The sequence below is a fragment of the Rhizobium herbae genome (assembly GCF_019511375.1).
Classification (GTDB): domain Bacteria; phylum Pseudomonadota; class Alphaproteobacteria; order Rhizobiales; family Rhizobiaceae; genus Pararhizobium; species Pararhizobium herbae_A.
On record NZ_JAEUAO010000001.1, the window covers coordinates 171,308 to 183,560 of the forward strand.

At 59.4% G+C, this 12,253-nt stretch carries 8 protein-coding genes; 6 read left to right on the top strand and 2 right to left on the bottom strand.

What is annotated here, in order from left to right:
* Nucleotides 1–379: 379 nt before the first annotated feature.
* Complete coding sequence (locus tag JNB71_RS00890) at nt 380–1,633, top strand: OmpP1/FadL family transporter (protein WP_220369985.1); 1,254 nt, start codon at nt 380–382, stop codon at nt 1,631–1,633.
* A gap of 641 nt (nt 1,634–2,274) precedes the next feature.
* Nucleotides 2,275–3,072, top strand: coding sequence for an exopolysaccharide production regulator ExoR (gene exoR / locus JNB71_RS00895; protein ID WP_220369986.1), 798 nt, complete (start codon nt 2,275–2,277; stop codon nt 3,070–3,072).
* Nucleotides 3,073–3,087: 15 nt separating this feature from the next.
* Here exoR and xth read toward each other — a convergent pair whose 3' ends face one another.
* Entirely contained in the window at nt 3,088–3,876 is a 789-nt protein-coding gene (gene xth / locus JNB71_RS00900; RefSeq protein ID WP_220369987.1) for an exodeoxyribonuclease III, read from the bottom strand.
* 123 nt (nt 3,877–3,999) lie between these two features.
* Here xth and JNB71_RS00905 point away from each other — a divergent pair, with 123 nt between their 5' ends.
* Complete coding sequence (locus JNB71_RS00905) at nt 4,000–5,463, top strand: phospholipase D-like domain-containing protein (RefSeq protein WP_220369988.1); 1,464 nt, start codon at nt 4,000–4,002, stop codon at nt 5,461–5,463.
* Between the two features lie 13 nt (nt 5,464–5,476).
* Here the strand turns inward: JNB71_RS00905 and erpA are convergent, their stop codons facing one another.
* Nucleotides 5,477–5,809 carry an iron-sulfur cluster insertion protein ErpA gene (gene erpA / locus JNB71_RS00910; RefSeq protein ID WP_220369989.1) on the bottom strand — a complete coding sequence of 111 codons (333 nt, stop codon included), beginning with the start codon at nt 5,807–5,809 and terminating at the stop codon, nt 5,477–5,479.
* Nucleotides 5,810–6,018: 209 nt separating this feature from the next.
* Between erpA and JNB71_RS00915 the strand changes: the two genes are divergently transcribed.
* The 3 genes from JNB71_RS00915 to JNB71_RS00925 all read left to right on the top strand — a co-directional run bounded on the left by JNB71_RS00915 (nt 6,019) and on the right by JNB71_RS00925 (nt 12,127).
* Entirely contained in the window at nt 6,019–7,236 is a 1,218-nt protein-coding gene (locus JNB71_RS00915; protein WP_220369990.1) for a deoxyguanosinetriphosphate triphosphohydrolase, read from the top strand.
* Between the two features lie 92 nt (nt 7,237–7,328).
* On the top strand, nt 7,329–9,089 hold the full coding sequence (gene argS / locus JNB71_RS00920) for an arginine--tRNA ligase (protein WP_220369991.1): 1,761 nt from the start codon (nt 7,329–7,331) through the stop codon (nt 9,087–9,089).
* Between the two features lie 62 nt (nt 9,090–9,151).
* Entirely contained in the window at nt 9,152–12,127 is a 2,976-nt protein-coding gene (locus tag JNB71_RS00925; protein WP_220369992.1) for an SPOR domain-containing protein, read from the top strand.
* Nucleotides 12,128–12,253 lie beyond the last annotated feature (126 nt).

The window sequence follows — 12,253 nt, forward strand, 5'->3', positions numbered from 1 at the left end:
CGGCTTTTGCCGCCTTTTTCACGATCGTCTGATTCTCTTCCGCGAGGCAAAATGCGCGATGATGCCCTTGTCGCGACGGCTAACGGCACACATTTCCTAATCACGAGTCAAAAAGCGGCATTGTTGTGTCGATGTGACACTGGGTTACATTTACGAAAAATTCTTCCAAAAAACGTCGGGTACTGCAAATCCGGAGAAATTTTATCCTGATTTTTTTGAGGTTTTCCGCGTTTCAGATTTTCTTACGTAAATTTTTTATAATTCCCAGCCTTCTGCCCGCCAAATCCGGGTATTTGCCATTAACGGTCCGCAGCCGATACTCGTTTTCGAGCGGTTGGCGTGCGCGCCGGCTACTGATTTGTGTTCAGGGGAGGAACGGATGGCTCACAACAAAATCAACGCGGCTGTGACGGCGGCGGTTGTCGTCTTGCTCAGCACAACGGCGGCGAGCGCCGGTGGTCTCGAGCGTGGCGGCTACAATATCGATCTGTTGTTCGATCCGTCGACCTACGCTGCTGAGGCTGCTGCAACCTACGTCAACCCGCAGCGCGAACTTAACAATGTCGTTGATATCGATCCAACCAACGGCATCGGATCCAATGGCATCGGTGGCGGTGCAACAAATGGCGTCAGCGATACGGAAGGCTATTGGGTTCCGCGGGTCGGCGTTAAAGCTGGCTTTGGCGACAGTATCGACTGCATGGCCGATTATTCGCAGCCCTGGGGTGCGCATACCAATCCGGGCGCGAACTGGATGGGCGCAAACGACAATATCGAAACGAAGATCGAAAGCGATAACTACGCTGCGACCTGTTCCTATAAGTGGGATATGGGAAAAGGCCAGTTTCGCGTGATCGGCGGCGGCTTCTACCAAGAAGTCGGTGGCTTCAAAGAACGACTTGTGACGCCTGTTCTGGCGCCGGGATTCGATGGCGTCGGCCGGCTAGACCTTGACGGAAATGGCTGGGGTTGGCGCACGGGCGTGGCGTATGAAATTCCGGAATATGCGTTTCGCGCAAGTCTCGTCTACAACAGTGCTGTTGATCTCGATAACCTCGAGGGTACTATCGATCTAAGCCATGTGCTTCTTCCGAATGGTGCCGGAGGTTTCGTTCCCGGGACAAAATATGATGTGTCGAGCTTTGCTTCGATGCCGGATTCGCTGGAGCTTAAGGTCCAGACTGGGGTTGCGCCCGGCTGGCTGGTCTTCGGCTCGGTCAAGTGGACGGACTGGAGCCAGCTTCAGATCATCAACGTTACCCCGAACAGCACGCTCGATCCACGTAACCTGCCCACCACGCTTGACCTGCTTTATCGTGACGGCTGGACGGTTTCGGGTGGTGTTGGCCACAAATTCAACGATCAGTGGAGTGGAGCCGTCAGCCTGACCTGGGATCGGGGCACAAGCCACGGTTTCGGCAACCAGACGGACACATGGACGCTCGGAACGGGTGTATCCTATCTCCCGACGGAAAATGTCGAGTTGCGGCTTGCCGGCGCTATAGGTATCCTGACCAGTGGAAGCTCGGGACCACAAACGGTCGATGGTGTCGTGGTGGGCGACGACGTGACCTACGATTTCGATACCGACATCGTCAGTGCCGTCTCCACGTCGCTCAGGATCAAGTTCTGATCCAGCAACAGACAAGTCAGCAAATAGGCAGGCCCGGTGTTCGCATCGGGCCGCATTGTTTTCCAGTTTGCCGTCAGCGGCAGCCAGCCTTTCCTCTGCTCCTCACATTGCCGCGTTACGAGCCGCCGATAGTTTCCCTTCCTTGTGGCAGTGCGGGTTCAAAGAATTCAGTGACCTGATCAAAATTTTCTCGACTTGCCGTGCTGAGAATTGTGACGATTCAGCAACACATTCTTTCTATAGTCTGTGGCGGTCTGGAGAGGGGGGATTTGCGTCTATTTCCCGCCACAAACTGGGAGCACCGATGACCTTGACAAACCTGCAAAGAAGTTTTGAGCATGCGGCGTTTGAGGTAAGATGAGTCATCGCGTTTTCGAAAAATTCCAGGCTTCCCGCGACGTTACATGGCTTCGACACGGCTCTCAGGTCGTTCGACGGGCGTGTCGGTGCGAGCGCCTCAAGGTTGCGAGGGCAAGCCGTACTCTTGCCGGAAACGCTGACTACAGTTGGGAAACTGCCGGAATGAATCGACAGATTGGCAATGGGCGAAATGCTGCCGTCTGTCGTGGCGTTGGCGACAGGGATCTCGTTCGGACTGGCTTTGGCCAGCTCTTGGGATTGAACGGAAGATATAGACTACCATGCTGATACGCGGTTACCGGTCGTTGACGTTTCTTGTTTTTAGTGTTGCGCTCGCGCTGACCGCACAAGGCCGCGCGGCCTGCGCTTTTGATCCGAATGCAGGTGTCACCAAGGAATCTGGTCCGTTCGCACTCTTCAAATTCGGTTTCTCCGCTTACAAGAACGGCCGCAAGGACGAGGCAGTCGAGGCCTATCGTTATGCCGCCGAAAAAGGTCACACCGGCTCCCGCTGGGCCTTGGCCAACATGTATGCCTATGGTGACGGCGTGGCGGAGAATGACCTCGAAGCGTTCAAGATCTACAGCGAAATTGCCGAAAAGGGTGTCGAACCGGGATCTGAGGATACGGGCTATTTCGTCAACGCGCTGATTTCGCTTGCCGGTTACTATCGTCGTGGCATACCGGACAGCCCGATCAAGAGCGATCTCAGTCAGGCCCGCCAGCTTTATTTCCAGGCTGCCTCGACCTTCGGTGTGGCCGAGGCGCAGTTCCAACTGGCAAAGATGCTCCTTGCCGGTGATGGCGGCAGCGTTAATGTCCAGCAGGCCAAGAAATGGCTGAATCGCGCCCGCAAGAACGGCCATGCCGGCGCCATGGGCGTTTTCGGCAATGTGATTTTCCAGGAAGGCCAGACGGCACGCGGACTGGCTTATATGACCGCCGCGCTCGACCAGTGTTCGCCGAAGGATCGGCCTTGGCTTCAAACCCTTCAGGAGCAGGCCTTTTCACTCGCCAGTGAAGACGATCGCCGCGCGGCGATCGCCATGTCGCACAGCATTCATGTCGACAGCGATTGAGCGGCGATAACCAACTCAGACTGCAAAGTTGAACCGCGCCGCGACCGGCACATGGTCCGACGGCTTTTCCCAGGCGCGCACATGCTTTTCGATGTCCGTCGAAACCAGCCTGTCGGTCGCCTCGGGCGACAACATCAGGTGATCGATGCGGATTCCGAAATTCTTCTGCCAGCATCCGGCCTGATAATCCCAGAAGGTATAGAGCGGCGCTGCGTCCGTCGTCGCCCGGACAGCGTCAGTAAAACCGAGATTTTCCAGGCGGCGAAACGCCTGGCGGGTCTGCGGCTGAAACAGTGCGTCGTTCTGCCAGACCTTGACGTCCCAGCAGTCGTGCGGCTCGGCAATGACATTGTAATCGCCTGCGAGAATGAGCGGCTCTTCCAGCGCAAGGCGACTTTCGGCAAAGGCGCTGAGGCGATCCATCCAGGACAATTTATAAAGAAATTTTTCGGTTCCGATCGGATTGCCGTTCGGCAGATAGAGCGAGCAGACACGGATCGCGCCACCGTTGACGGAAAAGACCCCCTCGATGAAGCGCGACTGATCGTCTGCATCGTCGCCGGGCAGCCCGCGGTTGATTTCATCCGGCCGTATTTTCGACAGGATGGCGACGCCGTTGAAGCCCTTCTGGCCATGCGTCTCAACATGATAGCCAAGCGCTTCGATTTCCAGGCGTGGAAATCCCTCATCCACTGTCTTGATCTCCTGGAGGCAGACGATATCGGGCTGTGATTCCTTCAGCCAGGCTACAAGGACGTCGATGCGGGCCCTGACGCCGTTGATGTTCCAGGTCGCGATTTTCATATGGTCGGCATCCTTTTTGACTTGTGCATGGCGCGCCATCCTTTTAGCGGCGCTGGGTTTTTTTGACAAATCCGGCGTGGAGCATGAATTGCTTCCTGGCTTTGGCCCGCTATAGTCCGGCGCATGATCGATGTGCTCGTCTCCTACTGGCCGCATGTTCTGGCGGTGCTTTCCGTCATTCTTGGCGTGCCGGCGGCGATTCATGCAACGATGACCAAGGAGGAGGTACGTTCCGCGCTCGGCTGGGTCGGCATCATCCTTTTGTCTCCGATACTCGGCGCCCTGGTCTATGCGATCGCCGGCATCAACCGGATTCGCCGCTCGTCGATCGAGCAGCAGAGGTCGCAGTTCCGTGAGCGCGGGCCGGATGCGATGGGGGAATTCGACGTCTCCAGTGCAGCAGTCTCCGACCGGTTCGGTGAGCGATTCGCCGCGATGAAGATGCTGGGCGACCGGGTCAGCCGGCATCGCCTCTGTACCGGAAACAGCATCGCAATCCTTGACGGCGGGGACGCTGCCTATGCGGCAATGCTGGAGCAGATCGAAACCGCCAGCCGGTCTATTCTGCTAGAAACCTATATTTTCGATCGTGACGGCATCGGTCTGCGTTTTGCCGATGCGTTGATCGCCGCCGTCAAGCGCGGCGTCGAGGTCAGGGTTCTGATTGATGCAGTCGGAGCGCGGTACTCGGTACCGAGCATCGTCGGGCATCTTCAGGCCGGTAGTGTGACGGTCAGGGTCTTCAACGGCAACATCATCATGGGGCTGCGGTTGCCTTACGCCAACCTGCGCACCCACCGGAAAATCCTGATCGTGGACGGTGCGGCTGCGTTTACCGGCGGCATGAACATCAGGGCCGGGTTCACGTCGGAGTTCGCTCGCGACGCTCAGGCGCGCGACACGCATTTCCGTGTTGCAGGGCCAGTCGTTGCCGATCTCTTTCAGGTTGCCGCGGAGGACTGGTACTTTGCCAGCAAAGAATCTCTACAAGGCGAGAAATGGCGCATCGATCTGCCGGCGCAGGATCAGGGCAAGCCTTCGGTACTGATGCGCTCCGTACCTTCCGGACCGGACAGGGCCAATGAATCCAACCACAAGATGATGATGGGTGCGTTTTCCGTTGCCAGGCGCAATATCCGCATCATGTCACCCTATTTCCTGCCCGACAGGGAATTGATCAGTGCCCTTGTCACGGCGGCGATGCGCGGCGTCGAGGTGGATGTCATCGTGCCTGCGGTCAATAATTTGGTGCTCGTCGACCGGGCGATGACGGCGCAATTCGACCAGGCGCTGAAGGGCGGATGCCGTGTCTGGCGGTCCACGGGCGTCTTCAACCATTCCAAGCTGATGACGGTCGATGACCGCTGGGCCTATGTCGGCTCGTCGAATCTTGATCCGCGTTCGCTGCGGTTGAATTTCGAGATCGACCTGGAGGTCCTCGATGCGGGATTTGCCGGCGCGGTCGGGCAGCGCATACAGGCGGCGCTGAAGGAGGCTCAGCCGGTGACGCTGGCGGACCTAAGCGCAAAGCCGCTTTTGACCCGCCTTATCAACAAGATATTCTGGCTTGGCTCACCCTACCTGTGAAGTTGGTGCGTCTTCAGACCGAGAAACTGGTGCCGCATCCGCAGCTTGCGACTGCATTCGGGTTCTTGATCTGAAACGACTGGCCAAGCAGATTGTCGACGAAATCGATTTCGGCGCCGTTCATATAGACAAGCGACAGGCTGTCGATCAGCACTTTCGCGTCGCCCTTCTCGAGCACGAGGTCGTCGGCGTCGGCGTCGCTGACCAGATCGAACTTGTAGGAAAAGCCGGAGCAGCCGCCACCCTCGACGGACACTCGCATGGCTTTCTTTTCGGCGTCGGATTTCAGGATGACGCCGATGCGTTTTGCCGCCGAGTCCGAAAGGGTCACAGTTTCTGTTGTCATATCTACCTCCTGCCGGGGTCAAGAACCGGAGAGATTCGCTGTTTACTCCCGTCCGCCGTATTATACGCCGGGCGGCAATGTGGTCCACGCATGCAGCAAAGCCTTGTTTTCGTTCAAGCTCAGGAGCGACAGTCACTCGGCGCTTTCCTGCAACGCGCACTATAGGTATGAAGGCTTTAGTACCGCGTCAATGGGATGCAGAGTGGGAAATGACATTGGACAGACATGCGCTTGGTTTCGGTTCCGGTGAACGCGCGATATTCGCCTCCGATCCGTGGGCGAGCAGGGGGCGGTTGTACCCGGAGACCGGCAGTCCGACGCGCTCCGATTTCCAGCGCGATCGTGACCGCATCGTCCATACGACGGCGTTCCGCCGACTGAAACACAAGACCCAGGTTTTCATCGCCGCCGATGGCGATCATTATCGCACACGGCTCACCCACACGATCGAGGTAGCGCAGATCGCCCGTGCCCTGGCGCGGGCGCTGAAGCTGGATGAGGACCTCGCTGAAGGCGTCGCCCTCGTCCACGATTTCGGCCATACCCCGTTCGGTCATACGGGCGAGGACGCTCTGCACGAAATGTTGAAGCCCTATGGCGGCTTCGACCACAATGCGCAGTCCCTGCGGATCGTCACCAAGCTCGAGCGCCGCTATGCAGAGTTCGACGGGCTCAACCTGACCTGGGAGAGCCTGGAGGGCCTCGTCAAGCATAACGGGCCGCTGATCGCCAGGGACGGCGAGGGTACCCGCGGTCCCGTTCCTCAGCCGATCCTTGATTATTGCGCCCTGCATGATCTGGAACTGGCAAGTTTCGCCAGTCTCGAAGCGCAGGTGGCGGCGATCGCCGACGACATTGCCTATAACACCCATGACATCGATGACGGATTGCGATCCGGCTACCTGACGTTCGAGATGCTCGAGGAAATTCCCTTCCTTGCGGGCCTGATGCAGGAGGTCGGTGGCCGCTATCCTGGGCTGGAGGCGAGCCGCTTCACCCATGAGATCATGCGCCGGCAGATCACCGCGATGGTGGAGGATGTGATCACCGTTGCACAGCAGGGTCTCAAGGAGGTGCGGCCGCAAAGCGCGGCCGATATCCGCAATGCCGGCAGGGTGATCGCCACCTTTTCGCAAGCGATGTTGGAAACGGACCAGCAGATCAAGAAGATGCTGATGACAAGGATATATCGTCATCCCGACGTCATGCGCGTGCGCGCCAATGCGGCTGCGATCGTCGCCGATCTCTATCATGCCTTCATGGCCGATCCGCAACAGATGCAGAAGCACTACTGGATCGACCAGATCGCCGGCATGGCCGAGCCCGCCAAGGCCCGGCACGTCGGCGATTATATCGCCGGCATGACCGACACCTATGCGATCGCCGTACACAAGCGCTTGTTTGACCATACCCCTGAATTGCGGTAGTCACCGCGCCGGGCGGCTGTCGGGCTGCCGCACTGCCACTGAACGACAACAACGCGGTCTCGCAGCCAAGGCGAGCAGAGCGGACGGATGACATGAACCTTTTCACAGACTTCCAATCAAGAATTAAAAACGTTCTAGAAACGATTGATATCGTGCGTGAAAAGAGATCTGAACTCGATTTCGGGCGTATCAGCGTGGAATCCCCGCGCGACGCCAGTCACGGCGATGTGGCAACCAATGCCGCCATGGTTCTGGCCAAGCCGCTGGGTACCAACCCCCGCGCGCTCGCCGACCAGATCGTCGCGAAGCTGAAGGAGGACCCGCAGGTTGCGGACGTTTCCGTGGCCGGTCCCGGGTTCATCAACGTCAAGCTCTCGATCGCCTACTGGCAGAACCTGCTGGCCATCATGATCGCGGACGGTACCTCTTTCGGCAAGAGTGCGGTCGGCGCCGGACGCAAGGTCAATGTCGAATATGTCTCGGCCAATCCGACCGGTCCGATGCATGTCGGCCATTGCCGCGGCGCCGTCGTCGGCGACGCGCTCGCCAACCTCTTGGAGTTTGCCGGTTACGAGGTGACCAAGGAATATTACGTCAACGACGCCGGCTCGCAGATCGACACGCTCGCCCGGTCCGCTTTCCTGCGATATCGCGAAGCGCTGGGTGAAAAGATCGGCGAGATCCCGGCGGGTCTCTATCCCGGTGACTACCTCGTTCCGGTCGGCCAGGCGCTGGCGGATGAATTCGGCACCAGCCTGCGGATCATGCCGGAAGACAAGTGGATGCCGCTCGTCAAGGACCGGACGATCGACGCGATGATGGTCATGATCCGCGAGGATCTCGCCGCGCTCAACGTCCATCACGATGTCTTCTTTTCCGAGCGGACGCTGCATGCCAACGGTGCCGGTCCGATCCGCAACGCCATCAATGACCTGACCTTCAAGGGTCACGTCTACAAGGGTGCGCTGCCGCCGCCGAAGGGGCAGGTGCCGGAGGACTGGGAAGACCGCGAGCAGACCTTGTTCCGCTCGACCGAGGTCGGCGACGACATCGACCGGCCGCTGATCAAGTCAGACGGTTCCTATACTTACTTTGCCGCGGACGTTGCCTATTTCAAGGACAAGTTCGATCGCGGCTTCAACGAGATGATCTACGTGCTCGGCGCCGATCACGGTGGATATGTCAAGCGGCTTGAAGCCCTGGCGCGCGCCGTCTCGGGCGGAACGGCCAAGCTGACCGTGCTCCTCTGCCAACTCGTCAAGCTCTATCGCGATGGCGAGCCGGTGAAGATGTCCAAGCGTTCCGGCGATTTCGTCACGCTTCGGGATGTCGTCGAGGAAGTCGGGCGCGATTCCGTGCGGTTCATGATGCTCTACCGCAAGAGTTCCGAACCGCTCGACTTCGACTTTGCCAAGGTGACAGAACAGTCGAAGGATAATCCGGTCTTCTACGTGCAGTATGCGCATGCGCGCTGCATGTCGGTCTTTCGCCAGGCGGCCGAAGCGCTTCCGGGCGTTGATTTCGAGACGTTCGATCTGGCCGGTGCCGTCGCCGGCAATATCACTGATTCGAATGAACTCCAGCTTGTCGCCAAGCTCGCAGAATATCCGCGTGTCATCGAGGCGGCGGCACTGTCTCAGGAGCCGCACAGGATTGCGTTTTACCTCTACGATCTTGCCAGCGCCTTCCACGGACACTGGAATAAAGGTAAAGAATCTCCGGAATTACGTTTTGTTAACGATAAGAACAGAGAATTGACCATTGCCAGACTAGGGCTGGTGCGTGCCGTTGCCTCCGTTTTGAAGTCGGGCCTGTCTATTACAGGTACGGCTGCCCCGGACGAGATGCGATAGTAACGTCACCATTTCCCCACAAAGCACTGGCAAAAACTGGCTAGTAGTTGTGAGTGGAGCGCATGGCAGACAAACAATTGGCACGAAGCGGGACTGCGGAATTCGACGTCTTGTCGGATGACGATCCTTTGGCAGAGTTGGCCCGCATTGTCGGCTATGACAATCGGCCCGCAGTTCAGCAGTTGCAGGAACTCGAAAGACACCGCGAAGCGGTCCGTCTCGAGCCTGCATTCGATCTGGAGGACGAGCTGCTCCGCGAGTTCGACATCTACGATGCGCCGCAACACGCACCATCGATGGATGCGCCTGAGCCCGTCAGTGCAAAGGATCATGTTGCTTTCGCACCGCTTGTCGACGAACCAGATGTCGCTCCAGCCGCTGTCGCAGAGCCGGAATTCGTTGCTTACGAGCCGGAAGGTTTTCTCCCGGAAGTCGAGGCCGATGTCGCTGCATCCTCCGCGGAGATGGCGCCGCTCGCTGCAGAAGATCCCGTTTTGGCGGAGCCGGAGGTTGCGGTTGCAACCGGAGACGAAGAGCCTGTTGCCGATCACTGGGCCCCCCAGCCGGAGCCCGTTACGGCTCACGGGGAAAGCGCCTGGTCGGTTGATTCCTACAACCAGCCGGCATTTGACGCGCTAGATCTCGAGCGCGAGCTCGAGCTGTCCATCGGCTATGACATCGCCGAAGCGCCTGCGACCGAAATGGCCCCGGCGCAGGCTCATCATTTTGAACCTGAGTTGAATACTCCTGTTGACGCCGGGGCGGAGGAGTCGGCCGAACCGGATGTGGCGCCCATGGCTGCGGTTGAAGAGCCTGTTGCCCTTCAGTCCGTTGAGGACGTCTATGCTGGCGCCGGCCAGGCAGCAATCGCGGCCGAGACGAGCGTGGCGCAGGATGATCTTGCCGAATGGCAGCCGGAAACGGTAGTGGCGCCGAAGGCGGACGAAGCGACGTCCGCGTCCGGTGCGCATGTCCTCGATGCTTTGCTGACTGATATCGAACGGTTTCCTGTTCCCCCCAAAGCCGTGGTGAAACTGGTAACCCCGTCGGATGCTGCGCGAAAAGTCAACTATCCGTTCACGCCGACATTCAGTCGCGCTACTCCGGTAGCCTCCAATGGCGGAGTTTTGTCGCAGAGGGCCTTTGCGACGCCGCTTCCGGCGGCAGCCGTGCCGCTAGGCGCAACGGTCACCGAAACCGCGTATCAGCCAGCCGAAACGCCCGTCGAGCCGGTGGTGATCGAGGCAGCGCCTTCGCTGAAGACACCCGCCGATCCGGATCCGGATTTCGATCTCGAAACATTTGAACTCGATCTTTCCGGCATCGATCTCGATATCGATCCCTCGGAATTCGAGACTGCGTCCCACGGGCCCACTCTCGCGCCGGCTGCGGCGCTTGCAGAAGAGCCCGTTGCGGCTGAGGCCTTCGACGAAGCGCCACGGGATGAAGAGCCGGTGCGCGAAGAGCCTGAAAGTGTCTTGCCCTTCGATCCCTCGATGATTGCCGAGACGGAAGAAAACGTGACGGCGATCGCCGATCTGAACGTACCGCAATTGCCGACCGTCGAGCAGGAGCGTCCGGTGGTCCATCAGCCGGATTACGACCTCGATATCGACGCTGAAATGGCGCAGCTGTTCGGCGCGCCTGGCCGTACCAACGTTGGCGCTAACACGGGCGCTGATAGAGAACTGGGTTTCGGTTCCGTGCCGCATGCAATTCCCCAGGCGCAGCCCGTCACCGGCAGTGCGGCCGCCGAGGATGATTTCGACGAGTTCGAAAAGGCCATGGAAGAGGATTTCCGGCTGTCGCTGAGCCAGCGCCGGGAAGCCGACCCATCTTCGGATCGCCTGGCTGTCGGCTCAGGCTACGCGGCCAACAGCGACTTTGACGAAGAGGGTAGCGGTTCCGGCAAGCGTCGCCTGATCCTGCTGGCAGCGGCCGTTACCGGTCTTGCGATCTTCGGTGGCGTCGGTGTCTACGCATTCATGGGCGGCAACGGTTCGATGCTGTCGGGCGGGGAGCCGAAAATTATCCTGGCGGACAAGTCGCCAGTGAAGGTCGTGCCGGTCGAAAAGGGCGGAAAGACCGTTCCCAACCAGGACAAGGCGGTCTACGACCGTGTTGCCGGTGCGCAGGACAGCACGCCCGAGCAGGGCACGCTGGTATCCTCGACGGAGGAGCCGGTCGATGTGGTTCAGCGAACGCTGACGCCGGAGAACCTGCCGCTGGAAGGCGCCGGCGACGAACTCCCGGGCGTAACACCGGCAGACGAGGACGGGGACGAGCGGCTGTTGCCAGAAGACCAGACCGCCGAGAACGCCGCGACCGAAGAGGAGAGCTCGCCGGCCGTATCGCCGCGCAAGGTTCGCACGATGATCGTCAAGCCGGATGGCACGCTGGTTGCCCGCGACGAGCCGGTTGCCCAGCCTGAAACGAAGGTTGCCGCAAACGAAACGCCGGCGAAACAGGACGACCCGCAGGTAAACATGGTCAAGACGACGACCGTCAGCCCCCAGGTGGAAACTGGTTCGACGCCGAAGACCGTGCCCGCTGCCGACCAGGCTGCTGCGCCGGAGCAGAAAAGCGCTCTGGCGGAAGCCGCTGCGGCGAACGTCGAAGAGACAGCGCCGGTTCGATCGACAGGAACGACGGCGGTTGCCGAGACCAATCCGGTTCCGCAGACGCGTCCGGTCGAGGAGCAGGCGAAGGTCGTTGACACCTTCAAGACCGAGCCGGTCCGAAAGGCTGAGCCGGCAGCCGAAGCCAAGCCGGTAGAAACGGCCTCTGTCGCCCCGGGCACCTATGTGATCCAGATCGCCTCGCTGCCCTCGGAAGCCGAAGCCCAGAAGTCCTACAAGACGCTCTCCGGCAAGTTCGGCAGCGTCATCGGGGGCAAGGGCGTCGATATCAAGAAGGCGGAGATTGCCGGCAAGGGCACCTATTTCCGGGTACGCATTCCGGCCGGCTCCAAGGCGGAGGCGAATTCCCTGTGCACACGCTACAAGAGTGCCGGTGGCAGCTGCCTCGTGACGAAATAAGCAGGCGAGACCAAGAGATCAGCAAGAGGCGCGGCGAAACGGTCGCGCCTTTTTCGTCTGCAAACGCAACGGCACGCTGTGAATGACGGGACAGGAAAAATCGACATTCGCCTTTGCCTGCAGCAG